Annotated in this window: 19 protein-coding genes; 10 read left to right on the top strand and 9 right to left on the bottom strand. The window is 74.2% G+C overall.

Annotation, left to right across the window (positions count from 1 at the left end; all coding sequences use genetic code 11):
* On the top strand, positions 1-1,509 hold the full coding sequence (locus E4P41_RS00665; protein WP_245177012.1) for a chemotaxis protein CheW: 1,509 nt from the start codon (positions 1-3) through the stop codon (positions 1,507-1,509).
* Between the two features lie 157 nt (positions 1,510-1,666).
* On the opposite strand, the gene E4P41_RS00660 is transcribed toward E4P41_RS00665, so the two are convergent.
* The 3 genes from E4P41_RS00660 to folP form a co-directional block, all read right to left on the bottom strand.
* A complete protein-coding gene (locus E4P41_RS00660) occupies positions 1,667-3,268 on the bottom strand; it encodes a 4-coumarate--CoA ligase family protein (protein ID WP_135138947.1) in 1,602 nt (533 codons plus the stop codon).
* A gap of 97 nt (positions 3,269-3,365) precedes the next feature.
* Positions 3,366-3,791 carry a PaaI family thioesterase gene (locus E4P41_RS00655; RefSeq protein WP_135138946.1) on the bottom strand — a complete coding sequence of 142 codons (426 nt, stop codon included), beginning with the start codon at positions 3,789-3,791 and terminating at the stop codon, positions 3,366-3,368.
* Positions 3,792-3,928: 137 nt separating this feature from the next.
* Positions 3,929-4,789 carry a dihydropteroate synthase gene (gene folP, locus E4P41_RS00650; protein WP_135138983.1) on the bottom strand — a complete coding sequence of 287 codons (861 nt, stop codon included), beginning with the start codon at positions 4,787-4,789 and terminating at the stop codon, positions 3,929-3,931.
* 73 nt (positions 4,790-4,862) lie between these two features.
* Here folP and E4P41_RS00645 point away from each other — a divergent pair, with 73 nt between their 5' ends.
* Positions 4,863-5,324, top strand: coding sequence for a MaoC family dehydratase (locus E4P41_RS00645; protein WP_135138945.1), 462 nt, complete (start codon positions 4,863-4,865; stop codon positions 5,322-5,324).
* 176 nt (positions 5,325-5,500) lie between these two features.
* Here the strand turns inward: E4P41_RS00645 and E4P41_RS00640 are convergent, their stop codons facing one another.
* Together E4P41_RS00640 and E4P41_RS00635 are read right to left on the bottom strand one after the other, a co-directional pair.
* Positions 5,501-6,757: a serine hydrolase domain-containing protein gene (locus tag E4P41_RS00640; RefSeq protein WP_135138944.1), complete on the bottom strand. Its 1,257-nt coding sequence runs from the start codon at positions 6,755-6,757 to the stop codon at positions 5,501-5,503.
* Positions 6,758-6,911: 154 nt separating this feature from the next.
* Complete coding sequence (locus E4P41_RS00635; protein ID WP_135138943.1) at positions 6,912-7,196, bottom strand: HU family DNA-binding protein; 285 nt, start codon at positions 7,194-7,196, stop codon at positions 6,912-6,914.
* A gap of 195 nt (positions 7,197-7,391) precedes the next feature.
* Here E4P41_RS00635 and E4P41_RS00630 point away from each other — a divergent pair, with 195 nt between their 5' ends.
* Entirely contained in the window at positions 7,392-8,315 is a 924-nt protein-coding gene (locus E4P41_RS00630) for an aldo/keto reductase (protein ID WP_135138942.1), read from the top strand.
* A 118-nt stretch (positions 8,316-8,433) separates the two neighbouring features.
* Here the strand turns inward: E4P41_RS00630 and E4P41_RS00625 are convergent, their stop codons facing one another.
* A complete protein-coding gene (locus tag E4P41_RS00625; protein ID WP_135138941.1) occupies positions 8,434-9,528 on the bottom strand; it encodes an EAL domain-containing protein in 1,095 nt (364 codons plus the stop codon).
* A gap of 225 nt (positions 9,529-9,753) precedes the next feature.
* On the opposite strand from E4P41_RS00625, the gene E4P41_RS00620 reads away from it, so the two are divergent.
* Positions 9,754-12,549, top strand: a complete 2,796-nt coding sequence (locus E4P41_RS00620; protein ID WP_245177011.1) for a SpoIIE family protein phosphatase — start codon at positions 9,754-9,756, stop codon at positions 12,547-12,549.
* 163 nt (positions 12,550-12,712) lie between these two features.
* Here the strand turns inward: E4P41_RS00620 and E4P41_RS00615 are convergent, their stop codons facing one another.
* The gene (locus tag E4P41_RS00615) at positions 12,713-14,755 is read right to left on the bottom strand and encodes an acyl-CoA dehydrogenase (RefSeq protein ID WP_135138939.1); all 2,043 of its coding nucleotides are present in this window, start codon (positions 14,753-14,755) and stop codon (positions 12,713-12,715) included.
* The gene (locus E4P41_RS00610) at positions 14,752-15,420 is read right to left on the bottom strand and encodes a TetR family transcriptional regulator (protein ID WP_135138938.1); all 669 of its coding nucleotides are present in this window, start codon (positions 15,418-15,420) and stop codon (positions 14,752-14,754) included. The genes E4P41_RS00615 and E4P41_RS00610 overlap by 4 nt, the downstream gene beginning before the upstream one ends.
* Positions 15,421-15,532: 112 nt before the next feature.
* On the opposite strand from E4P41_RS00610, the gene E4P41_RS00605 reads away from it, so the two are divergent.
* The 5 genes from E4P41_RS00605 to E4P41_RS00585 all read left to right on the top strand — a co-directional run bounded on the left by E4P41_RS00605 (position 15,533) and on the right by E4P41_RS00585 (position 20,839).
* Entirely contained in the window at positions 15,533-16,819 is a 1,287-nt protein-coding gene (locus tag E4P41_RS00605) for an acetyl-CoA C-acetyltransferase (protein WP_135138937.1), read from the top strand.
* Between the two features lie 79 nt (positions 16,820-16,898).
* The gene (locus E4P41_RS00600; RefSeq protein WP_135138936.1) at positions 16,899-18,254 is read left to right on the top strand and encodes a 3-oxoacyl-ACP reductase; all 1,356 of its coding nucleotides are present in this window, start codon (positions 16,899-16,901) and stop codon (positions 18,252-18,254) included.
* Positions 18,254-19,108, top strand: a complete 855-nt coding sequence (locus E4P41_RS00595) for a MaoC/PaaZ C-terminal domain-containing protein (protein WP_135138982.1) — start codon at positions 18,254-18,256, stop codon at positions 19,106-19,108. Before E4P41_RS00600 ends, E4P41_RS00595 begins: the two co-directional genes overlap by 1 nt.
* A gap of 112 nt (positions 19,109-19,220) precedes the next feature.
* Complete coding sequence (locus E4P41_RS00590; protein ID WP_245177010.1) at positions 19,221-19,928, top strand: class I SAM-dependent methyltransferase; 708 nt, start codon at positions 19,221-19,223, stop codon at positions 19,926-19,928.
* Between the two features lie 281 nt (positions 19,929-20,209).
* Positions 20,210-20,839 carry a hypothetical protein gene (locus E4P41_RS00585; protein WP_135138935.1) on the top strand — a complete coding sequence of 210 codons (630 nt, stop codon included), beginning with the start codon at positions 20,210-20,212 and terminating at the stop codon, positions 20,837-20,839.
* Between the two features lie 138 nt (positions 20,840-20,977).
* Here the strand turns inward: E4P41_RS00585 and E4P41_RS00580 are convergent, their stop codons facing one another.
* Positions 20,978-21,652 carry a GntR family transcriptional regulator gene (locus E4P41_RS00580; protein WP_135138934.1) on the bottom strand — a complete coding sequence of 225 codons (675 nt, stop codon included), beginning with the start codon at positions 21,650-21,652 and terminating at the stop codon, positions 20,978-20,980.
* Between the two features lie 98 nt (positions 21,653-21,750).
* On the opposite strand from E4P41_RS00580, the gene acnA reads away from it, so the two are divergent.
* Complete coding sequence (gene acnA / locus E4P41_RS00575) at positions 21,751-24,468, top strand: aconitate hydratase AcnA (RefSeq protein WP_135138933.1); 2,718 nt, start codon at positions 21,751-21,753, stop codon at positions 24,466-24,468.
* The last annotated feature ends 72 nt before the right edge of the window (positions 24,469-24,540 follow it).

Raw genomic sequence — 24,540 nt, 5'->3', positions numbered from 1 at the left:
GTGACCGACGAGGCGGCGGACGCCGCCGGCGACGTCGTCTACGGCCTGCTGCGGCTGGCCGGCATGGACGTCGCGCTGCCGCTCTCCGCGCTGCGCGAGGTCGTGCCGTGTCCGCTGCAGCTGGCCGGGCTACCGGCGTCTGCGCCCGGCCTGCTCGGCGCGATCGAGTTGCGCCGACTCGTGCTGCCGGTCGTCGACCTGCGGCCGATCATCGGCCGGCCCGACGAGCGGCGTCCGGACCAGGTCGTCGTGGTCGTCGCCCACGACGGCCAGGTGCTCGGCCTGCTGGCCGACGAGGTCCGCGGGGTGACGCAGCTGCCGTCGTCCGCGCTGGTGGCGGCCCGGGCGCACGGCGAGCGGCTGCTCTTCTCGCACACCTTCCGTCACCCGGAGACCGGGCGGGCGCACAGCGTGCTGGACGCCGCTGCGGTGCTCAGCCGCCCCGGCGTGCCGACCGTGGACGACGTCACGCGGAAGACCGCAGCCGTCCACAGCCGGGGCCGGGGCAGCGGGGCGGCGCGGATGCTGACCGTCGTCCGCTGTGGCGACCACCGCTTCGCCATCGACGCGGCCCACGTCCACACGACGCTGCCCACGCCCGACCTGCGCGCCTCGGTGCTGTCGGGCCCGACCTGCCCGGGCGTGATCACCTACGCCGAGCGGGAGGTGCCGGTCGTGGACCCGCTGGCCCTGCTCGGGCTCGGCCGGCTCGGCCGGGACCAGACCGGCGCAGGACTGGTCCTCGACCTGGGAACCGGCTACGTGGTCCTCGCGCTCACCGCGCTGCTCGAACTCGCCGAGGTGCCCGCCGCCGACGTCCTGCCGCTGCCCTCCTACGCCGTGGCGCGGCCGGAGCTGGTGACCGGCATGGTCGAGGTCGACGGTGTCGGGGACTGTCTGGTGCTGGCCGGTGACGCGCTGCTGGCGGACCCGCAGATGTCCGGCTTCGCGTCGGTCAACACCGCCGTCGCCTCCACGACGGACCGCGGCGACGGCGCTGCGACGGCCGCCGCCGTAGCGGCCGCGACGGCCACCGGGGCGCCGAGCTACCTGACCTTCTCCGTGGGTGTGGACGTCGCGGTCCAGCTGGAACAGATCGTCGAGATCCTGCCGCATCCGGCCTCGCTCACCGACACGGCGGTCGACGGCCTGCTGGGGACCATCGTGCACCGGCGCACCGCCGTCCCCGTCTTCTGCCTGTCGACTCTGCTCGGACGCGGGCAGCGGCCCCCGACGGAGACGTCCTGCGTCCTGCTGGTCAGCGTCGACGGAGAGCTGGCGGCCTTCGCCGTGGACGTGCTGCGCTCGATCGACCCGCTGACCTGGCGGGACGAGGGGCAGCAGGTCCGGGGATCCGCCGAGGAACGTGGCGCGACACTGCGTACGGCGCCGCTCGTGCGGGTCGGCGCGCACACCCGGTTGCTGCCGGAGCTCGACCTGCGGGCTATCGCGCGCGCGGCGACCGCCGGGCGCGCAGCGGGGACTCCTGAGCTCGCGACGGCCCGCTGACGTCGCTCCGGCGGCTGCCTCCTGATCACCTGGGGCGACAGGTCGTGGCGGGACCCCGGACGCGGCGCGGCGCCGGCCGCAACGGGTGCGGCCGGCTGAGACCTCCGGCGGCCCCGCCCCGGCTCCTGCTACGAAGGGTTGGGGGCGGGGTCCTCCTTCAGCCCTGCGCCCGGAGTTCCTTGCGCAGGATCTTGCCGGCCGCGGACTTCGGCACCGTCTCGAGGAACTCGACGAAGCGGATCTTCTTGTGCGGCGCCACCTTGCCGGCCATGTACTCGATGACGGCGTCCTCGGTGAGCGCGGAGTCCGCGGCGCGGACGACGAAGGCCTTGGGCAGCTCCTCGCCGCTCTCCTTGTCCGGGACACCGATGACCGCGGCGTCGGCGATCTCCGGGTGGCCGATCAGCACGGCCTCGAGCTCGGCCGGGGCCACCTGGTAGCCCTTGTACTTGATCAGTTCCTTGACCCGGTCGACGACGGTGTAGCAGCCGTTGTCGTCGACGACCGCGACGTCGCCGGTGTGCAGCCACCCCTCGGCGTCGACCGTGTCCGCGGTCGCCTCGGGGTTGTTCAGGTAGCCCTTCATGACCTGCGGGCCGCGGACCCACAGCTCGCCGCGCTCACCGGGCGCGGCGTCCTCGCCGGTGCCGGGGTCGACCAGCCGGCACTCGGTGTTCGGGATGGCGAAGCCGACCGAGCCCTTCGGCACCGAGTCGGGGGCCGCACCCTCCGGCTCGCGGCCTTCGTCGGGGGTGGTGTGCGACACCGGGGACAGCTCGGTCATCCCGTAGCCCTGGGCCACGCTCACGCCGGTGTCGGCGCCCTTGCGCAGCCGCTGCTCGGCGGCGAGCGCGAGCTGCTCGTCGAGCGGCGCGGCGCCCGACAGGATCGCGGTCAGCGAGGAGAGGTCGTACTGGTCGACCAGCGGGTGCTTGGCCATGGCCAGCAGGATGGGCGGCGCCACGAAGGCCCGGGTGATCTTGTGGTCCTGGATGGTGCGGAGGAAGTCCTCGAGGTCGAACCGCGGCAGCGTCACGACTGCCCCGCCCCACGCCAGGCCCTGGTTCATCAGCACGGTGAGCCCGTAGATGTGGAAGAACGGCAGGACGGCGATGATCCGCTCGTCCTCGCCGAGCTCGATCAGCGGGCGACACTGGGCCACGTTGGCCACCAGGTTGCGGTGGGTCAGCATGACCCCCTTGGGCAGCCCGGTGGTCCCGCTGGAGTAGGGCAGCGTGACCAGGTCGTTGGCCGGGTCGATGTCGACCTGGACCGACGGCGCGTCGGTGGTCAGCAGGTCGAGCAGCGAGGCGTGGCCCTCCGCGCCGTCCATGACGACGACCTCGTCGACCGGCGACTTCTCGACGGCGGCCATCGCGCGGTCGAGGAACGGCGAGACGGTGATGAGGACCTTCGCGCCGGAGTCACGCAGCTGGAAGGCGATCTCGTCGGGCGTGTACAGGGAGTTGATCGGCGACATGACGCAGCCGGCGGCGGCGATGCCGTGGAACACCACGGGGAACCAGGGGGTGTTGGGGCAGAAGACCGCCACGACGTCGCCCTTGCGCAGGCCTCGCGCGTGCAGCGCGGCCGCCACCCGGTCGACGTGCCCGGCCAGCTGGCCGTGGGTGATGACGTCGCCCTTGAGGCCGTCGATCAGCGCGGGAGCGTCGGGCCTGTCCCGGCCGGCTGCGAGGACGAACTCGGGGACGGAGACGTCCGGGATCTCGACGTCGGGGTATCGGCTGGCCAGCGCCACGGGTGCAGCTCCTTCTCGCGTCGGTGTGGCGCCAGTCTCACATCTCCGGTGGCCGGGGCCACAAGGGGGTTACCCGCCGGTTGTGGACCGGTTCCCCTCAGCGGGGCCAGAGCACCGACTGCGTGCACCGGAACAGCGCGATGGTCCTGCCGGTGTCGGTGTTGCGCACCACGGCGTCCCAGACCTGCGTCGTCCGGCCGGCGTGCACGTTCGTCGCGTCGCAGCTCAGCCGCCCCTCGCGGGCGGTGCCCAGGTGGTTGCTCTTGAGCTCGATGGTGGTGAACCCGCTGGACCCCTCCGGCAGCAGCGCGCGGGTGGGCAGCCCGCAGCTGGTGTCGGCGAGGGTGACCACCGTGCCGGCGTGCAGGTACCCGTTGGGCGCCAGCAGCTCGGGGCGGACGTCGAGGTGCGAGGTCAGCCGCCCGCGCTCGTGCGTGTCGATGACGATGCCCAGCAGTCCCGGCAAGGTGCCCGGCAGCAGGTCGTTGAGCTCGTCGACGGTGAGGAACCCGGTAGCGGCCATGGCCGGCAAGGTAGCCGGGCCTCCAGCGGCCCCGATGATCAGGTCAGCTGGTCGTTTCGGCTCCTGGCTCACGACCAGTGGTGAGCCAGGAGCGGGAACGACCAGCTCAGCTGATCTTTGCTGGGCAGCCAGGCGCCTCAGGCGAGGCCGCGGGTGGTGCGGGCCGGCCGTCGGTCGCCGCGGATGGACGCCACCATGTCCAGCGTCTGGCGGGTCGCCGCGACGTCGTGGGCACGGAACACCGTCGCCCCCAGCCAGGCGCTCACCGCGGTCGCCGCCAGCGTCCCGGTGAGCCGCGCTTCCAGTGGGACGTCGAGGGTCTCGCCGACGAAGTCCTTGTTCGACAGCGCCACCAGCACCGGCCAGCCGGTGGCCACCAGCTCGTCGAGCCGGCGGGTGACCTCCAGCGAGTGCCGGGTGTTCTTGCCGAAGTCGTGCCCCGGGTCGACCAGCACCCGCTCGGGGGCGACGCCGGCGGCGACCGCGGCCTCGGCGAGCGCCGTCGTCCGGGTGACCACGTCGGCCACGACGTCGCCGTAGGTCACCCGGTGCGGCCGGGTGCGCGGTGGCAGCCCGCCGGCGTGGGTGCAGACGATCCCGGCGCCGGCTTCGGCCGCCACCGCCGCGAGTTCCGGGTCGACGCCGCCCCACGCGTCGTTGACGACGTCGGCGCCGGCGGCCAGCGCCTCCCGGGCCACCTCCGCCCGCCAGGTGTCGATCGAGATGGGCAGGGTCGGGTGGGCGGCGCGGACGGCGGCGACCAGGTCGACGGTGCGACGGATCTCCTCGGCGGCGTCCACTTCCTCGCCGGGCGCGGCCTTGACCCCGCCGACGTCCACCATGTCCGCGCCCTCGGCGACCACCCGGTCCACCCGCTCGACGGCGGCGGCGAGCTCGTAGGTCGCGCCGCGGTCGTAGAACGAGTCCGGGGTGCGGTTGACGATGGCCATGACCACCAGCCGGCCGGGCGGCACGTCCACGGACCCCAGTCGCAGCACGCCGCCCTCTCCCGTCCGGTACACGTGTGGTGGAGTCTGCCAACCAGACCGCACGACGGAAGGAGACGGCGCGATGGCAACGACGACGGTGCAGGGCGTCGAGGGTGTGCAGGGCCTCGTCGGGGAGCACCTCGGCTACAGCGACTGGGTCGAGATCACCCAGGAGCAGGTCAACCAGTTCGCCGACGCCACCGGCGACCACCAGTGGATCCACGTCGACCCGGAGCGCGCGAGGCGGGAGAGCCCGTTCGGCGGGCCGGTGGCGCACGGCTATCTGACGCTGTCCCTCATCCCCTCGCTGCTGCCGCACATCGTGGAGATCGAGGGTTTCCGGATGGGCGTCAACTACGGCACCGAGAAGGTGCGCTTCCCGTCACCGGTGCCGGTCGGCAGCCGGGTGCGGGCGGGCGCGACACTGGCCTCCGCGACGCCGTTCGACGGCGGCATCGCGATGAACATGGACGTCACCGTCGAGGTGGAGGGCGCCAGCAAGCCGGCGATGGTCGCCACCGTCGTCTACCGCCGCTACCTCTGAGAGCGGACGCTTCCCCCAGCCGGGACGGGGCCTCCAGCGGCCCCGTCCCGGGCCCCGTCCCGAGCTCGCGAGGGAAGGGAGGGAAGGACAGTCCTTCTACGAAGGATGGGGAGGCCGGCGGCCTCCCTGCAGGGTCCCGCCGCGAGCTCGCGAGTGGCGCGGGCAGGGAGGCCCTCTCAGTCGATCAGGGCCTGGTTGACGAGCGACCGGAGGTAGTTGCGGATCGGCAGCGTGCTCGAGGGCAGCAGCTGGGTGTAGAAGCCGACGGTCACGTCCTCGACCGGGTCGACGTAGAACGCCGTGGACGCCGCCCCTCCCCAGCTGTAGTCGCCCACGTTCGACAGCACGCCGTAGCGCACCGGGTCGATGACCATGGAGAACCCGAGGCCGAAACCCACTCCGCGCAGCGGCGTCTCGGCGAACAGCGGCCGGCCGAAGGTCTCCAGGTCGGCGTTGCCCGGCAGGTGGTTGCGGGTCATGTACGCGATGGTGCGCGCGTTGAGCAGCCGGCCGCCGTCGTAGGAGCCGCCGCGGCGGAGCAGCTCGGCGAACCGCAGGTAGTCCGCGGCGGTGGAGACGAGCCCGCCGCCGCCGGACAGGAACGCCGGCTTGCGGTGTGCGGCCGTCCCCATGGCGTCCAGCGGCGCGAAGCCGGTGGGCGCGCCGCCGGGCTGCCCCGGGACGGCGGAGTAGAGCCGGGCGAGCGAATCCACGTCGTCTCCCTCCCGCAGGCCGAACGAGGTGTCGGTCATGCCCAGCGGGCGGAAGATGCGCTGCTCGAAGAACTCGTCGAGCGGCAGGCCGGAGACCACCTCGACCAGCCGGCCCAGGACGTCGGTGGAGACGCCGTAGTTCCACTCCGACCCCGGCTGGAAGACCAGCGGGATCGCCGCCCACTGCCGGCAGACCTCGGCGGAGTCCGCGCCGGCAGGGGTGCCCCACTCGTGCCCGGCGGCCCGGTACATCGCGTCGACCGGGGAGGCGTGGTGGAAGCCGTAGGTGAGCCCGGAGGTGTGGGTGAGCAGGTGTCGCACCCGGATCGGTTCGACCTGTGGCTGGGTCACCGGCTTCTGTGCCGAACCGGCCACGTAGACGCGGGTGTCGGCGAACTCCGGCAACCACTTCGTGATCGGGTCGGAGAGCTCGAAGGCGCCCTCCTCGTAGAGCATCATCGCCGCGACCGAGGTGACCGGCTTGGTCATCGAGTAGATGCGCCAGCGGGTGTCGGTCTCGACCGGCAGGCCCTCTTCCACGTTCCGCGAGCCGTACCGGCCCACGTGCACCAGCCGTCCGTGCCGGGCCACCGTCACGAGAAAGCCCGGCAGCTGTCCGTCGTCCACCCAGCGGGCCAGCCGCCGGTCCAGCCGGGCCAGCCGGCCGGCGTCGAAGCCGACCTCGGCCGGGTCGGTGTCCACCTCGAGTGCCGTCGTCACGGGTCCTCCGTCCCTCGTGCCGTCCGCCGTCGGACGGCGACTGCCCGGGCATCCTCACCCACGGCGCTGTGGGCCGGACCACACGGGGGCAGTCGCCGCCCCGACGCGGACGGCCGGGCGGGGCCGGACCGGGACGTCGCCAGGAGGCCGACGGTCAGACGGGGACGTTGCTCGCGGCCTTCTTCAGGTTCGAGCCCGCGGTGACCTTGACCGTGTTGGCGGCAGGGATGTCGATCGACTCGCCGGTCTGCGGGTTGCGGCCGGTGCGCGCGGAGCGCTGGGTGCGCTCGACGGTGAGCAGGCCGGAGACGGCGACCTTCTCGCCGCGGGTGATGGCGTCGACGAGCTCGTCCTGGAGCCCGGTGAGCACCGAGTCCACGGTCGAGGCGGGCACGTCGGCCCGCTTGGCGATGGCGGAGACGAGTTCGGCCTTGTTCACGGGTTTCCTTCCGTGTCGGGAACAGAGCGGTACTCCGACCACGCCGGAACGGCGAGGTCGGAACGGGGGCACGGTGCCATGCCGTCCCGACAGCCCGCCACCGAGGGGGGTCGAACGGGTCCCCCACGTCCCACCGGTCCCTGTGCGCGCCGCTCCCGGCGCGGCGGCCCGTCGGACACGCCCTACCGTGGGGGGATGCCGCAGATACCGGGGACCGACCTGACCGTCAGCGACCTCTGCCTGGGGGCCAACGTCTTCGGCTGGACGGCGGACGAGCCCACGTCCTTCGCGCTGCTGGACCGCTTCGTCGACGCCACCGTCAGCACCCAGGCCCCGTTCGTCGACACCGCGGAGTCCTACGGCAGGGGCCGCTCCGAGGAGATCCTCGGCAACTGGATGGCCGAGCGGGGCATGCGGGACCGGATGGTGGTGGCGACCAAGGCCTCGCGGCTGGAGAAGGAGCGCCCGCTGTCGGCGGCGGAGATCCGGACGGCGGTCGAGGGGTCGCTGCGCCGGCTGCAGACCGACCGGATCGACCTCTACTACGCCCACTACGACGACGAGGCGACGCCGCTGGAGGAGACGCTGCGCGCCTTCGACGAGCTGGTGCAGGCGGGCAAGGTCCGATACGTCGCGGCGTCCAACTACTCGCCGGAGCGGCTGACCGAGGCGCTGGAGACCTCCGAGCGGCTGGGTCTGGCCCGCTACGTGGCGCTGCAGCCGCACTACAACCTGATGGAGCGGGCGGCCTACGAGGACCGGCTGCGCGACGTCGCGGCCGGTTCCGGGATCGGTGTGCTGCCGTACTACGGCCTGGCCAGGGGTTTCCTCACCGGCAAGTACCGGGCCGGCGAGCGGGTCGACTCGCCGCGGTCGGAGGGTGCGTCGGCCTACGTGGGGGAGCGCGGCGACCGGGTGCTGGACGCCCTGGAGCAGGTGGCGCAGACCCACGGGGTCACGACGGCGACCGTGGCGCTGCGCTGGCTGGCCGACCGGCCGACCGTCGTCTCGCCGATCGCCAGCGCCCGGTCGGTGGAGCAGCTGGCCGACCTGCTGCCCATGCAGGACCTCGTGCTGGCCGACGAGGAGACGCAGGCACTCGACGAGGCCTCCGCCTGAGAGAGGACCCCCTGCCCCCCGCCACTCGTGGAAGGACCCCGTCCCCTCACCGCTCGCAGGTTCGCGGCGAGCCCCTGGACGGGGCCTACCCGGAGCGGGCCCCGGGACGGGGCCTCGCTCAGCGGCCGGCGACCGCGCCGGCGAGGTCCTCGACCCGCAGCAGGCCGGCGACGGCGCCGGTGGAGTCGGTGCAGACAACCGGGTCGAAGCGCTGGGCCGGCGGCCGGGCCAGCGCCCGCTGCAGGACCTCGGCGACGTCGTCCGACCGGTGCACGCGCAGGGAGACCGGTGCGGTGTAGGTCTCGGCCGTCCGCGGGCAGGCCAGCCACAGCGCCACCGGCTCGCCCCGCTCGGCCACCAGCACCGCCGGGGGGACGGCGGGCAACGGCTCGGCGACGTCGGACTGGCGCACCGGCCGCAGCAGGCCGGCCACGCTCCCGGGACGCCGCGCGTGGGTGACGTGCGTGCGCACCAGCGTCGCCACCTCCGGGGCCAGCGGGGCGAAGGACGGTGCCGGCCGGCCCAGCAGCCACCCTTGGGCCAGCGGCACGCCGAGGCGGGCGAGAGCGGCCAGTTCCCCGGCGGTCTCGACGCCCTCGGCCAGCAGCCGAGCGCCGATCCGGCCGGCGAACTCGCCCACCATCCCGGTGAGCGCGGTGCGGACCGGGTCGTTGTCGACGCCGGTCACCAGCGCCCGGTCGAGCGTGACCAGCTGGGGGCGCACGGCCGCCATCGCCGCCGGACCGGAGTAGCCGGAGCCGGCGTCGCCCAGCGCGACGAGAGCCCCGCGGGCACGCAGGTCCCCGGTCTGCCGGCGCAGCGCGTCGAGGTCGTCGACCGGGGTGTGCCCGGTGAGCTCGACGACGACCCGGTGCAGGTCCGGAGGGGCGGCGAGGGCGTCCTGGACCGGGGCGCTGCCGAGGAGATGGGGGCTGACGTCGACGGCCAGGAAGGTGTCGCCGGGCAACAGCGGGACGGCGGCCAGGGCCGTGGCGACGGCCAGGGCCTCGAGGTCGGCGGCCAGGCCGCAGTCGGCGGCGGCGGCGAACCACACCTCGGGGCAGGCGGTGCCGGGGAAGCGGGCGAACGCCTCGTAGCCGACGACGCGCGCGGCGGCGAGATCGACGATCGGTTGGAACACCATCGTCAGGTCGTCGGGGTCGGCGAGCAACGGCCGGCAGTCCGGGAGGGTGCTCGTGCACGTCGCCGACATGCCCTGCCCATCGGCTCCCGCCCACAGCCGCTTGACCCGAGCCGGCTCCGCTCCCCCCGGGGGGTGAGCGACGGGCCCGCGCAACCGGGCATGGCGCGCGGGAGGATGATCCGATCCTGCGCGTACCGCGGCGTGTCAGGATGTCGACGCGGCTGGCGCACAGGCCGCCACAGCGGACGAGGGAGCTCGAGGATGGCGGCGGCACCCCCGTCCCCGGAGCCTGACGTGCTCTCCGATCCGAGGCGCGTCGCCGCCACCCGGCGGCTGCTCGCCGAGGCCTCCCCCGGCGTCCACGACCGGCTCGCCGAGCTGGCCGCGCGGCTGACGGGAGCCCCGGTGGCCATGGTCTGCCTCGTCACCGACGTCGAGGTGCCCGTCGGGTCCTGCGGTCTGCCGGAGTCGGTCGTCAGCGGCCCGCTGCCCCTCGAGGGGTCCCCGTGTGCGGTGACCGTACGGCTCGGCGTCCCCGTCCCCGTCGCGCACGCGGCGCAGGACGAGCGGCTGGCCGGCCTGCCGGCGGCCGTCGAGGGGGCGCTGGTCGCCTACCTGGGCGTCCCCCTGCGCGCTCAGTCCGGGCACGTCGCCGGGGTGCTCGCGGTGTTCGACCAGGTCCCGCGCAGCTGGCCGGCCGACGCGGTGCTCTCGCTCGAGCAGCTGGCCGCCTCGGTGGTCGCCGAGCTCGAGCTGTCGGCCGCCCGGTCGGCCATGGGCGCCTCCCTGATGCGGTTGGAGCTGGCGCTGGAGGCCAGCTCCGTGGGCACCTGGGAGGTCGACCTGCGGCGGGGCACCATCGACTGGGACGAGCGCTGCGCGGCGATCTTCGGCTACGACGACACCGTCCGCATGGGGATGCACCAGCTGTTCGGGGACCACGTGCACCCCGAGGACCGGGTGCGGGCGCAGGAGGAGATGCAGGCCGCCATCGACGACCTGGCCCAGTACACCGTCGAGCTGCGGGTCGTCCGCGCCGACGGCGCGGTGCGCTGGACGGTCAGCCGCGGCCGGGTGCTGGCGGGCCCGGACGGCACACCGCAGCGCATCCTGGGCACGGTCGTCGACGTCACCGAGACCCGCGAGCAGGCCGACCGAGAACTCGACGCCGTCCGCCGCGCCGCCGCGATCGCCGAGGTCGCCGCCGAGCTGGCCGGCGCCACCCGGATGACCCAGCTGGCCGAGATCGCGCTCCGCGGCGCCGGCGTGCTCGGTGCCGAGTCGATCGGGCTGGCGGTGGTCGACCCGCGCGACGACCGGCTCTACCTGCACCTCACCCGTCGCATCGTCGACACCGTGGCCAGCGCCGCCGACGTCCAGCTGCCCGCGGACGGGGTGGAGACACCGCTGGACGACGAGCTGCCCACCCAGTGGGTCGCCCGACACGGCGAGCCGCTGCTGTTCGTCGACGCTGCCGCTGCGGAGGCCCGCTTCCCACGGATGGCCGAGATCAACGAGGTGCTCGGCACCCGGGCGCTGGCCGCGCTGCCACTGCGGGTGGAGGGGCGGTTGATCGGCAGCTTCATCGTGGTGTGGACGACCGACCGCGTCTTCACCGACGCCGACGTGGAGCTGCTGGAGGGCCTGACCGCGCAGATCGCGCTCACCGCCTCGCGGCTGCAGGCCGACGCCGTGCGCGCCGACGCGGTGGCGGCGATGACCGAGGCCACCGCGCGGCTGCAGCTGCTCGCCGACGCGGGCCGGGTGCTGTCGGGGACGCTCGAGGTCACCCGGCAGGTCGAGCAGCTCGCCGACCTCGTCGTCCCGACCCTCGCCGACTGGTGCTGGCTGGTCGTCACCGACGAGCAGGGCCGGCTGCACGAGCTGGCTTCGGCGCACCGCGACCCCGCACTGCGCGCCGAGCTCGAGCTCTACGTGGGCTCGATGGTCCGCGTGATGACCGACGACGCGGCCGCTCCGGTGGTCGCCCGCACCGGCCGACCGCTGGTGCTGCCCCGGATCGACCCCGAACGGGTCGAGCGGGCCATTCCCGAGCCGGCGACCCGGGAGCTGCTGGGCCGGCTCGGACTGGACTCGGGGGCGATCGTCCCGTTGGTCGCCCGCGGGCAGGCACTCGGCGCCCTGGGCCTGTTCAACGGCGGCGAGCGGGGGCCGCACACGCCGGCCGAGGTCGAGACCGCGGTCGAGGTGGGCCGCCGGGCCGGGCTGGCCCTGCACCACGCCCGGCTCTACGGCCAGCAGCGGGCGCTCGCCGGCGCGCTGCAGCACAGTATGCTCACCGCCCCGCCGGAGCCGGACCACTGCGAGATCGTCGTCCGGTACGTGCCCGCCGCGGCCGGCGCCGAGATCGGCGGCGACTGGTACGACGCCTTCCTCGAGCCGAGTGGCGCGACCGTGCTGGCCATCGGCGACGTCGTCGGCCACGACAGCCGGGCCGCTGCGGCCATGGGGCAGCTGCGCGGCCTGCTGCGCGGGATCAGCTTCTCCAGCGGCGCTCCGCCGGCGCAGGTGCTCACCCAGCTCGACCGCGCCGTCCGCGGACTGGCGCTGGACACGATGGCGACCGCGCTGGTCGCCCGGCTCGAGCAGGACGACGTCGACCTGCGCGCCGACTCCACCCGGCTGCGCTGGTCCAGCGCCGGCCACCCGCCGCCGGTCCTGCTCCGGCCCGACGGGCAGGTGCAGGTGCTCGGCGACGACCTGCCTGACCTGCTGCTCGGCGTCGACCCCTCGGCGTCGCGTCAGGACCGGGTGGCCGTCCTCCCGGCGGGCAGCACGGTGTTCCTGCACACCGACGGGCTGGTCGAGCGCCGCGACCGCGACCTCGACACCGGCACCGCCGAGCTGGTGGCCGTGCTGGGCGAGTACGCCGGCCTGCCGCTGGCCGACCTCTGCGACCGGGTGCTCGAGCGGCTCTTCCTGCCCGACGCGGAGGACGACGTCGCGCTGCTCGCCGTGCGGCTGCACCCGCAGGGCCGCCCGCGCCCGACCGAGGCCGGCCCGCAGGTGGTGCCGCCGGGCATCGCGCCGGCGCCCGCGGTGCACCCGGAGGCCGGCGCCTCGAGCTGAGGGAGGCCGGTGCGTCAGGTGCGGTCGCGGGGAACGGCCACCCTCCAGGGCCCCGCGCGGCTCCGCCCGGAGGCTCGCCGCGAGCCTGGTGACGTACTGGAACGGCCACCCTGCAGGGTCCCGCGCCGAGCTTGCGAGGCGTGGGAAGAGGGTGGCCTTCTTATTACTGGCCGGGCGGGACCTCCACCGAGGTCGCCGTCCCCCGGCGCAGCTCGGCATCGCCGGCGGCCACGTCGTGCGTGGCCATCGCCTCCTGGCGGTCGTCCTCCTCGCGGAGGATCGCCGCGCCCTTCCACTCCTCGGGGATGGCGAAGGCGTCGACCAGCGTGACCATGTGCGGGCGCAGCTCCTTCACCAGGGCGTTCACCGCGGCGATGAGCGCCTTGGCCCGGGTCGGGGTCAGCCGGCCGTGCTCGAGGAACCAGGCCCGGTCGGCCTCGATCGTCGACAGCGCGTAGAGGTCGCAGACGCGGTCGAGCAGGGCCCGCGCGTCGGCGTCCGTCGTCCGCTCGATGCCGGCGACGAAGGCCTCCAGCACGATGCGGTCGATGTGCGCCTGTGCCGCCCGCAGCACGTGGTCCTGGACGTCGTTGAAGACGTCGAACGGCCGGACCGGGCGGGCGGGGGAGGACGCGGCCTCCGCGCCGCCGCGCAGCCGCCGGATCGCACTCTCCAGCACGTGCTTCTCGCGGTCCTCGAGCATCTTCAGCTGCCAGCCGCGGTCGAGCAGCGGCACCTCGTCGTCCCGGCCGGGGACGGCGTCGACGAGGCGGGCGATCAGGCCGCGGGCCGCCGTCCGCTCGAGCACGGTCTCGCGGACCATGTCGGCGACGAACCCCACCTTGCCCCAGCCGTCCAGCGAGCCGAAGGCGTCGCGGTAACCGGTGAGCAGGCCCTTGGCGACCAGCTGCAGGAGGACGGTGTTGTCGCCCTCGAACGTGGTGAACACGTCGGTGTCGGCCTTGAGGTGCGGCAGCCGGTTCTCCTGCAGGTAGCCCGCACCCCCGCAGGCCTCCCGGCACATCTGGATGGTGCGGGTGGCGTGCCAGGTCTGGGCGGCCTTGAGCCCGGCGGCGCGGGACTCCAGCTCCCGCTGTGCACCCTCGTCGAGCTCCTCCGCGGCCTGGACGTCGTGCATCGTCCCGACCAGCTCCTCCTGCGCGAAGTGCAGCGCGTAGGTGGTGGCCAGGGCCGGCAGGAGCTTGCGCTGGTGCACGAGGTAGTCGTTGAGCAGGATCTCGCGGTCGGCGCCGGGCGCGGAGAACTGCCGGCGGGTGTCGCCGTAGCGGACGACGATGTCGAGGGCCAGCTTGGCCGCCGCCGCCGCCGAGCCGCCGACGCTGACCCGGCCGCGCACCAGCGTGCCCAGCATGGTGAAGAAGCGGCGGGTCTCGTTCTCGATGTCCGACGTGTAGGTGCCGTCGGGCGCGACCTGGCCGTACCGGTCGAGCAGCATGTCGCGCGGCACGGGAACGTGGTCGAAGGTCAGCCGGCCGTTGTCGACGCCGTTGAGTCCGGCCTTGGGGCCGTCGTCGCCGATGGTGACGCCGGGCATCGGGTCGCCCTGCTCGTCGCGGATGGGCACCAGCCAGGCGTGCACGCCGTGGTTCGTGCCCTGGGTGACCAGCTGGGCGAAGACGACCGCCATCCGGCCGTCCTTCGCCGCGTTGCCGATGTAGTCCTTGCGGGCGGCCTCGTGCGGCGTGTGCAGGTCGAAGGTCTGCGTCGCGGGGTCGTAGGTGCACGTCGTCCGCAGCTGCTGGACGTCGGAACCGTGCCCGGTCTCGGTCATCGCGAAGCAGCCGGGCAGCTCGAAGCTCATGATGTCGCGCAGGTACGCGTCGTGGTGGCGCTGGGTGCCCAGCGCCTGGACGGCGCCGCCGAAGAGCCCCCACTGGACGCCGGCCTTGACCATGAGCGAGAGGTCGGTGAAGGCCAGCATCTCGATCGCGGTGACCGAGCCCCCGACGTCGCCCTCGCCGCCGTACTCCTTGGGGAAGCCGAGGGAGACCCGGCCGGAGTCCGCGATCTTCCGCGCCATGCGGGTGACCCGCTGCCGCGCCTCCGCCATGCTCTCGCCGTAGACCGGCAGCAGCTCCGGGTCGTGCAGGTTCTCGCGTGCGTCGCGACGCACGTGGCTCCAGCGTCCGTCGAGCACCCCGGTGAGCGCCCTGGGGTCCACAGCGTGCGGCAGGCTCGTGGTCACGGTTCATCCTCCTTGCGGGTCCCGATCGCCGAGAGTCCGGTCCAGGCGAGATCGGTCAGGTGCGCGGCGAGGTCGGCGCGCGGCATCGGGCGGTCGGCCTGCAGCCACCAGTCCCCGGCGGCGCGGACCAGGCCGACCAGGCCGTGGCCCCAGGGGAGCGCGGCGGACGGGGCGCGGCCGGCCTGCTCGAGGGCGACGGCGACCAGCGCCGCCGCCTGGTCGCCGACGAGGTGCGAGAGGGTGCCGATCGGGTCTGCGTTACCAGGGCCCCGGCCGGCCGGGCGGCCCGCCGGCGGCCCGTGGACGACGAACCGGTACAGCTCCGGGTCGGCCTCCAGGGACGCCAGGTAGGTGTCGACCGCGACGGCCACCATCTGCCGGGGACGGGTGCTGCTGGCCATCGCCTCGCGCAGCTTGGCGGTCAGGTGGCCGGCCACCCGGGCGCAGACGGCGACGTGCAGCTCGGTGCGGTCGGCGAAGTGCCGGTAGACGACGGTCTTGCTGGTGCCGGCCGCGGCGGCGATCTCGTCCATGCCGACACCGGCGCCGTGCCGGCCGACGGCGGCGATGGTGGCGTCGACGAGTTGCTCACGGCGGGCGCGACGGTGCTCGTCCCACCGGGAGTCACGGCGGTCGCGCCGGAAGGTCGCCGTCTCCGATTTCACGACACCTACGGTACCTGATACCGTCGGTGCCGCACATCCGTCCGTCTCTTGCTGGCCCTGTCGCGACAAGGCCAGCAAGAGGCGGCCCGTGACCCAGAACCGGAGGTCCCCGATGGCTCCGCAGACCCGGAAGGCCGCCATCGTCGGCGGCAACCGCATCCCCTTCGCCCGCTCGAACTCCGCGTACGCACAGGCCTCCAACCAGGACATGCTCACCGCGACGTTGGACGGGCTGGTCGCCCGCTTCGGCCTGCAGGGACAGCAGGTCGGGGAGGTCGTCGCCGGCGCCGTCCTCAAGCACTCGCGCGACTTCAACCTGACCCGCGAGGCGGTGCTCGGTTCGCGGCTGTCGGCCGCCACCCCGGCCTACGGCGTCCAGCAGGCCTGCGGCACCGGCCTGGAGGCGGCGATCCTGGTCGCGAACAAGATCGCGCTGGGGCAGCTCGAGTCCGGCATCGCCGGTGGCGTCGACACGACGTCCGACGCTCCGCTCGCCGTGGGCGACGACCTGCGCCGCGTGCTCATCTCGCTGGCCGGCGCCAGGACGCTGCAGCAGCGGCTGAAGGCGCTGGCCGGGATCCGTCCGGGGCAGCTGGTTCCCGAGATGCCGCGCAACGCCGAGCCGCGCACCGGCCTGTCGATGGGCGAGCACGCCGCGATCACCGCCACGGAGTGGGAGATCGGCCGGGAGGAGCAGGACGAGCTCGCCGCCCGCTCCCATCAGAACCTCGCCGCCGCCTACGACCGCGGCTTCTTCGACGACCTGGTCACGCCCTATCTCGGTCTGACCCGAGACGAGAGCCTGCGGCCGGACTCAACGGTCGAGAAGCTCGCGACGCTGGAGCCGGTCTTCGGCACGGGCGGCCCCGACGCCACCATGACCGCGGGCAACTCCACGCCGCTGTCCGACGGCGCCTCCGCCGTCCTGGTGGCCTCCGACGAGTGGGCCGCCGAGCGCGGCCTGCCCGTGCTGGCCCACCTCGTCGACGCGCAGACCGCGGCCGTGGACTACGTGCACGGCGGCGAGGGCCTGCTCATGGCACCCGTCTACGCGGTGCCGGTGCTGCTGGCCCGCAACGGCCTGGCCCTGCAGGACTTCGACTTCTACGAGATCCACGAGGCGTTCGCCTCGACGGTGCTCTCGACGATGAAGGCATGGGAGGACCCGGCGTTCTGCAAGGACCGGCTGGGTCTCGACGCCCCGCTGGGCGCCATCGACCGGCCGAAGCTGAACGTCAACGGCTCGTCGCTGGCGGCCGGGCACCCGTTCGCCGCGACCGGCGGGCGCATCGTCGCGACGCTGGCGAAGACGCTGCACGAGGCGGGTCCGGGCAAGCGCGGCCTGATCTCCGTCTGCGCGGCCGGCGGCCAGGGCGTCGTCGCCGTCCTCGAGTCCTGACCCCTCCGCCCTCATCGCGACAGAGGCGGTCCTCTCCGCCTCTGTCGCGGTAGAGGCCCCCTCAGACAGGAGTGCGCTCATGAGTGACTGGTACCGCGACTTCGCCAACTCCGGCGTCGGCCACACGATCACCAAGCAGCTCGGACTGCCCCGCCCGGCCGTGCTGCGCCGCTACGAGCCGGGCGCGCCGCTGCTGGACGGCCCGGCCGTGATCGGTTCCGCCGGCGAGAGCCGGCTGCGCGACACCCTGACCGCCGTCCTGAAGGACGCCGGGGTCCCCGTGCTCTCCCCGGTCGTTGCGGACGGCGGCACGGACGGCGAGCGCCTGGGCGCCGTGCTGCTGGACGCCACGGGAGTGACCGGCCCGGCCGACCTGGCCGCGGCGCACGACTTCCTCGCGCCGGCGGTCAAGCGGCTCGGTGCCTCCGGCCGGGTGCTGGTGCTGGCCGACCCACCGTCGGACGCCGACTCCCCGGCGCAGGTCGCCGCCCGGCAGGCGCTGGAGGGGTTGGTCCGCTCGATCGCCAAGGAGCTGCGCAACGGCGGGACGGCGAACCTGCTGCTCGTGCCGGCCGGCGCGGAGGCGTCGGTGCCCGGCCCGGTGCGGTTCTTCCTCTCCGGCCGCTCTGCCTACGTCGACGGCCAGGTCGCTCGGCTGACCGCGGCCGACGTGCCGGGTGACCAGGACGACGAGCGCCCGCTGGCCGGCAAGGTCGCCGTCGTCACCGGGGCCGCCCGCGGCATCGGTGCGTCGATCGCGCGGGTCATGGCCCGCGACGGCGCGCACGTCGTCGCCGTCGACGTCCCGGCCGCCGGGCAGTCGCTCGCCGACGTGGCCAACGAGATCGGCGGGACGGCGTTCCAGCTCGACATCACCGCGCCCGACGCCGCGGAGCGGCTGATCGCGCACCTGCACGAGCGGCACGGCGGGGTCGATGTCGTCGTCCACAACGCCGGGATCACCCGCGACAAGCTGCTGGTCAACATGGACGCCGCCCGCTGGAACTCGGTCATGGCGGTCAACCTGCAGGCGCAGCTGGACATCACCTCGGCGCTGCTGGACGCCGAGGGTGTGCTGAGGCCCGGCGCGCGGGTGATCGCGGTCAGCTCGCAGTCGGGCATCGCCGGCAACCGCGGCCAGACCAACTACGCGGCGTCCAAGGCCGGGGTGATCGGGATGGTCCGCGCCTGGGCGCCGGCCTTCGCCGAGCGCGGCGCGACGATCAACGCCGTCGCGCCGGGGTTCATCGTCACCGAGATGACGGCGACGATGCCCTTCGGCACCCGCGAGATCGGGTCCCGGATCAACTCGCTGCAGCAGGGCGGCCTGCCGGTCGACGTCGCCGAGACGATCGCCTGGCTCGCGCAGCCCAGCGCCGCCGGCGTGAACGGCCAGGTCGTGCGGGTGTGCGGCCAGTCCTTCCTGGGGGCGTGATGGCGCGGCTCGAGCTGACGGCCGCGCCGTCGATGCCGGCGCTGTTCGCCAAGGCCGCGGTCACCGCCCGCGGCCGCGGTGGCGACCTGCCCGACACCCGGCTGACCCGGACCGGTGTGCAGGTCGACGCCGCCGACCTCGCCGCCTACGCCCGGGTGTGCGGCTTCCCGCTGGCCGACACGCTGCCGCCGACCTACCCGCACATGTTGACCTTCCCGCTGCAGCTGGCGCTGATGAGCGACCGGTCGTTCCCGCTGGCGCTGCCCGGGATGGTGCACGTGCGCAACCGCGTCGACGCGCTGCGGCCCGTCCGTGCCGGCGAGGTCCTCGACCTGGAGGTGTGGGCCGAGCGGTTCGCCCGGCACCGGAGCGGGGCGACGGTCGACCTGTGCGCGTCGGTGTCGACCGGCGGCGCCGAGGTGTGGCGCTCGCGGTCGACGTACCTCGCCCGCGGCGCCCGGGCGCCCGAGGGCGCGCCGGAAGCCGACCTCGCCGTCGAGGTGGCGGACCTGGCGCGTCCCGTCGCCACCTGGCGAGTACCAGACGACGCCGGACGCCGCTACGCCAGGGTCTCCGGCGACGTGAACCCGATCCACCTGTCGGCGCTCACTGCCAAGGCGTTCGGCTTCAAGCGGGCCATCGCGCACGGCATGTGGGTCAAGGCCCGGGCGCTCGCCGCGCTGTCGGGCCGGTTGCCCGAGGCGATGACGGTCGACGTGGTGTTCAGGAAGCCTCTCTTCCTGCCGTCGACTGTGCAGTTGGCCACGGCCCAGGTCGATGGCGGCTGGGACCTCGCCGTCCGCAACGCGACGAGCGGCGCCGACCACCTGCTCGGGACCGTCCGCCCGCGCTGAGGCCCCTGCCAACAGGCGCCGCATCCGGGACGTCACGCAGCAGAGGTGCACGGACCTCCGCGGCTACGCCCTTACCAGGCCGGACCGCCGGTTGCTGTGCCAGGCTGGGTGCGTGGTGGAGGTGGAGCAGAAGAGCGGCCGGCGGACGGCGGCACACGGGTCCTACCAGGGGCACAGCGTGCACGCGGCGCCGGGCGTGCACGAGTACGCCGTCGAGCTGGTGCGAGCGGCCCTGCCGGACGGCGGCCGGCTGCTCGAGGTCGGCGCCGGGTGCGGGGCGCTGGCGCTGCGGCTGCGCGACGCCGGCTTCGACGTCGTCCCCACCGACCTGGACCCGCCGCACGACTGGATCCACCGGCTGGACCTGGACGAGCCCGAGTGGACCGACGAGACCCGCGGCCCGTTCGACATGGTCGTCTGCGTCGAGACGCTGGAGCACGTGGAGAACCCGCGGCAGGTACTGCGCTCGATCCGCTCGCTGCTGCGGCCCGGCGACAAGCTGCTGGTCAGCACGCCCAACATCACCCACCCGCACTCGCGGCTGAAGATGTTCCTCCGCGGCGCGCCGTTCATCTTCGGGCCCCGGCACTACCACGAGCCCGGGCACATCACGATCCTCCCGGACTGGATGCTCACCGAGCACATCCGGCTCGCCGGCTTCGACCGCATCGAGGTCACCCGCGGCGGGGACACCTTCTACACCGGGGCGACCCGCCTGGCCTACCGGGTCGAGATGGCCCTGCTCGGGCTGCTCGGCCTGCGGCGGCGGGCGCAGCACGGCGAGGGGATCTGCACGTTCGTCACCGCCGTCGCGGTCTGACACGCCGCCGGCTCCGCGCCCGGGGACGTGACCGGCCGTCCCCTGGCGGGGTCTCCGCTCGGGACGGTCGACATGTGGCTGCCCGCTGAGGCGGGTCACCGTGGCCGATGGGGCGCTTGGCAACGATTCGGCGTCGCGGCTGCCGGGACCCGCTCGCGGGAGCACGGGGAAACGGCCTCGGGCACCTACGGTTGCCTCATCGCCGCCGGTCGTCCGGCGGCGTACGGGAGACCGCCGCCCTTCCCCGGCGGCGGGCCCGTCCTCGGGGGAGGTGGTGATCGGTGAGCGGCGTGGGCACGCGGTTCAGCGAGGTCGTCCTCGGCGGTGTGGTCCGCCAGGGCTGGTGGCTCGTCGTCGACGAGGAGGACGGCCCCGGGTTCGTCCTCGCCGGGCCCTTCGGCGACCGCGACGAGGCGGCCTGGGCCGCGGGTGGCCTCGACGGAGCGCCCGCCGGCCTGCATCCCGTCTACGGTGCCCGCCGGGCCGACGGCCTGCTGCGCCGCCGGTCCTCGCCGCAGGACCGCGCCTGGTGGACCTACCTCGGCGAGCAGCTCGACCGGCTGCCCGAGGGCTGGGACGCCGACCTGGACGACGAGCACCCGCTCCCCGGCCTGGTCGCCGAGGTGGTCTCGGCGTTGGCCGAAGCAGGGTTGTTCCTCTACGACCCGTCCGGTGTGGACGGCGAGCTCGGCGGCGTGTGCCTGACGCCCGAGCCGGCCCTGGACGGCGTCGTCGTCAGCTGGCGCCAGCACGACCGGGTGAGCCGCGAGCAGGTGCACGGCGCGGCGGCCGACGCGCTCGTGCAGCAGGTGATGAACCGGGCGCTGGGCGAGGTGCTGGCCGTGCGCGGACTGGACGTCGAGCCCCTGGGCGGCGCGCACGTCGTCCGTGGGGAGGTCGCGCTCACGTAGCCACGTCGACGGTCACCCTCCAGAGTTGATCATGGGGTTGTCGCACGCGGACATGCCGTGACCCGGCGGGTCGAGCGGCAAGAAGCCCATGATCGACTCGAGAAGGGGTCGAGAGGGGCGCCCGGCAGGGGAAGGCCCTCAGTCGCCGCCGAGGACGGCGATGGCGCGGCGACCCAGGCTGCCCGCCACGTGGCGGTGCATGTGCTCCTCGGCCGCGTCGGGGTCCCCGTCGAGCACGGCGGCCATCATGGCCTGGTGCTCGGCGCGCACGCGGGCGCGGTCGTCGGGGGAGTCCTCGCGGGTCTCGAGGGCCGCGCGGCGGTAGCGGTCGGCCTTGTCCCACAGCCCGTCGAGCAGGCCGATGAGCAGGTCGTTGTGGGAGGCGCGGTAGAGCGCGGCGTGGAAGGCGCGGTGCGCCTCCAGAGCGGCCAGGCCGCTGCCGGCGTCCAGCGGCTCCAGGGACGCGGCCGCCTCCCGGATGCGCGCGGTGTCCGTGTCGTCGCGGCGCTCGGCGGCCAGCCGGACGGCGAGCGGGTCCAGCTGCTGGCGGATCTCGAACAGGCTGCGCGCCTCCTCCGCGGTCAGCGGGGCGACCCGGGCGTCCCGGTGCGCGTCGAGGACCACCAGGCCCTCGGCCGACAGTCGGCGCATCGCCTCGCGCAGCGGGGTGGTGCTGACATCGAGCTCGGCGGCCAGGGCCTCCTGGCTCACGGTCGCCCCCTGCGGCAGCGCACCGGACATGATCCGCTCGCGGACCTCGCCGTAGGCGTAGTCCGCCTTGGTCAGCGCAGGGCGCGACACAGGCGCGGCCACCCGGCCCCCTCTCCCCGAGATTCCCGAGAACTCGTGCGGTGACTGTACCGGTCCTGGCAGGCTGTAGCCTATAAGCGAGGAATCCGATGGAGGTGGGCATGGCCAAGGCAGACAGCTTCGGTGCCCGGCGGCTGCTCGACCTGGGGTCCGGTACCGCCGAGACGTGGTCGGTGCACGCCGTCCCCGGTGCGGAGGACCTGCCCTTCTCGCTCAAGATCGTGCTGGAGAACCTGCTGCGCCACGAGGACGGCGTCACGGTGACCGCCGAGGCGATCGCGTGCCTCGCGCAGGGGGCCGGCACGGGCGACGAGGTCTCCTTCTCCCCGGCCCGCGTCTTCCTGCACGACACCAACGGCATCCCGGTGCTGACCGACCTGGCGGCGATGCGCGAGGTGGTGCGCGACCTGGGCGGCGACCCGCACGCGGTCGACCCGGTCATCCCCGCCGAGCTGACCGTCGACCACTCGGTGGTCACCGACGTGGCCGGGCGCCCGGACGCCATGACCCGCAACGTGGCACGGGAGTACGAGCGCAACGAGGAGCGCTACCGGTTCCTCAAGTGGGGGCAGCAGCAGTTCCGCCGGCTGGCCGTCGTCCCGCCGGGGACCGGGATCATGCACCAGATCAACCTCGAGTACCTCGCCGACGTCGTCGTCCGGCGGGACGGGCGGGCCTTTCCCGACACCCTGGTCGGCACCGACTCGCACACCACGATGGTCAACGGCCTGGGCGTCCTCGCCTGGGGTGTCGGCGGCATCGAGGCGGAGGCCGCGATGCTCGGCCTGCCGGTGAGCACCCTGGTGCCGCCGGTCGTCGGGCTGGAGCTGATCGGGGAGCGGCAGCCCGGGGTGACGGCGACCGACCTGGTGCTGACCATCGCCGAGATGCTGCGCGCCCGCGGCGTCGTGGGCTGCTTCGTCGAGTTCACCGGGCCCTCGGTGGGCGCCGTCCCGCTCGCCGACCGCGCCACGCTGGCGAACATGAGCCCCGAGTTCGGGAGCACGTGCGCGATCTTCCCGATCGACCGGGTGACCGTCGACTACCTGCGCTTCACCGGCCGGGAGGCCGACCACGTGCAGGCCGTCGAACGCTATGCCAAGGAGCAGGGGCTCTGGCACGACCCGGCCGCCCGCCCCCGCTTCGACCAGCTGGTCCGGCTGGACCTCTCCACCGTGGAGCCCTCGCTCGCCGGACCACGCCGTCCGCAGGACCGTGTCCCGCTGGCCAGCGCGCGTGGCCGCTTCCAGAGCGCGCTGGCCGAGCTGCTCGCCGACCGCGCGCCGGGCGACGCCGTCGACGAGGCCGGCCGGGAGTCCTTCCCGGCCAGCGACGCGTCGGCGCTGACCGCGGTCGCCCCGCCACCGCGGGACGGCGGCGGGCTGCGGCACGGAGCGGTGGCCATCGCCGCCATCACCTCCTGCACGAACACCTCGAACCCGGCGGTGATGGTCGCGGCCGGTCTGCTGGCGCGCAACGCCGTCCGGGCGGGCCTGGCGACCAAGCCGTGGGTCAGGACCAGCCTGGCCCCGGGTTCGAAGGTGGTGACCGACTACCTCGCCCGGTCCGGCCTGGACCGCCCGCTCGAGCAGCTCGGCTTCCACACCGTCGGCTACGGCTGCATGACCTGCATCGGCAACTCCGGGCCGCTGGCCCCCGAGGTGGTCCGGGAGGTCGCCGACCGGGACCTCGTCGTCGCCGCCGTCCTCTCCGGCAACCGCAACTTCGACGGGCGCATCAACAACGACGTCGCGATGAACTACCTGGCCTCGCCGCCGCTCGTGGTCGCGTACGCCCTGGCCGGGTCGATGGACGTCGACCTGCTGCACGACTCCCTGGGGGCGGACGCGTCCGGCGAGCCGGTGTACCTGGCCGACCTGTGGCCTTCCGACGCCGAGGTCGAGGACGTCGTCCGGGCCCACCTGGACCCGGCGATGTTCGCCGCGCGCTACGCCGACGTCTTCACCGGCGAGGAGCGGTGGGCCGACCTGTCGGTGGGCGGGAGCGCCACCTTCGACTGGGACCCGGAATCCACGTACGTGCGCCGTCCACCCTTCCTCGACGGGCTGTCACCCACCCCGGGCGAGGTCGCCGACATCGCCGGCGCCCGGGTCCTCGCCGTGCTCGGCGACTCGGTCACCACCGACCACATCTGCCCGGCGGGGCGCATCCCCGCGGACAGCCCCGCCGGGGAGTTCCTCCGTGCCCGCGGCGAGACCGACCTCAGCACCTACGCTTCGCGGCGGGGCAACCACGAGGTCATGCTGCGCGGCGCGTTCGGCAACCAGCGGCTGCGCAACCGGCTGGTCCCGCACCGGCGCGGCGGGTGGACCCTGGACCACCTCGACGGCCGCGAGCGGACGGTGTTCGACGCCGCGGAGCACTACCGCGCCGCCGGGACGCCGCTGCTCGTCCTGGCCGGCACGGAGTACGGCACCGGATCCTCGCGCGACTGGGCCGCGAAGGGGACGGCGCTGCTCGGCGTCCGCGCCGTCCTGGCCGAGAGCTTCGAGCGGATCCACCGCGCCAACCTCATCGGCATGGGCGTGCTCCCGTTGCAGTTCCTGGACGGCGACGGCGTCGCGACCCTCGGGCTCACGGGTCGGGAGACCTTCGCCGTCGAGGGGCTGGCCGGCCTGGGCGAGGACGGCTGGCCGCGTGAGGTGACCGTCCGCGCGGAGTCGGGCCGGGGGACGCGCACCTTCCGCGTGCGGGTCCGGTTGGACAGCGCGACCGAGGCGAAGTACCTGCGCCACGGCGGCATCCTGCCGTTCGTCGCACGGTCCCTGACCGCCGCCGCATCACCTGTCCCGGCGTGATGGAGCGCCGGCCCACTCCTCTCCGTGATCATGGAACTGTTGCACGCCGACACGCCGCGTCCCGGTGCGGCG

Source organism: Geodermatophilus sp. DF01-2 (genome assembly GCF_004571065.1).
In the GTDB taxonomy this organism is placed as follows: Bacteria; Actinomycetota; Actinomycetes; order Mycobacteriales; family Geodermatophilaceae; genus Geodermatophilus.
This window is presented reverse-complemented; position numbering and strand designations above follow the sequence as displayed.

What these genes read in the sequence shown, in the direction of transcription:
- E4P41_RS00655 (WP_135138946.1), bottom strand. Translation starts at nt 3,791, where the DNA reads ATGGCCGCTACCGGGTTCCTCACCGTCGACGAGCTCAACGACCTGCTG.
- E4P41_RS00645 (WP_135138945.1), top strand. Translation starts at nt 4,863, where the DNA reads ATGGCAACGACGACGGTGCAGGGCGTCGAGGGTGTGCAGGGCCTCGTC.
- E4P41_RS00630 (WP_135138942.1), top strand. Translation starts at nt 7,392, where the DNA reads ATGCCGCAGATACCGGGGACCGACCTGACCGTCAGCGACCTCTGCCTG.
- E4P41_RS00625 (WP_135138941.1), bottom strand. Translation starts at nt 9,528, where the DNA reads ATGTCGGCGACGTGCACGAGCACCCTCCCGGACTGCCGGCCGTTGCTC.
- E4P41_RS00605 (WP_135138937.1), top strand. Translation starts at nt 15,533, where the DNA reads ATGGCTCCGCAGACCCGGAAGGCCGCCATCGTCGGCGGCAACCGCATC.
- E4P41_RS00600 (WP_135138936.1), top strand. Translation starts at nt 16,899, where the DNA reads ATGAGTGACTGGTACCGCGACTTCGCCAACTCCGGCGTCGGCCACACG.
- E4P41_RS00595 (WP_135138982.1), top strand. Translation starts at nt 18,254, where the DNA reads ATGGCGCGGCTCGAGCTGACGGCCGCGCCGTCGATGCCGGCGCTGTTC.
- acnA (WP_135138933.1), top strand. Translation starts at nt 21,751, where the DNA reads ATGGCCAAGGCAGACAGCTTCGGTGCCCGGCGGCTGCTCGACCTGGGG.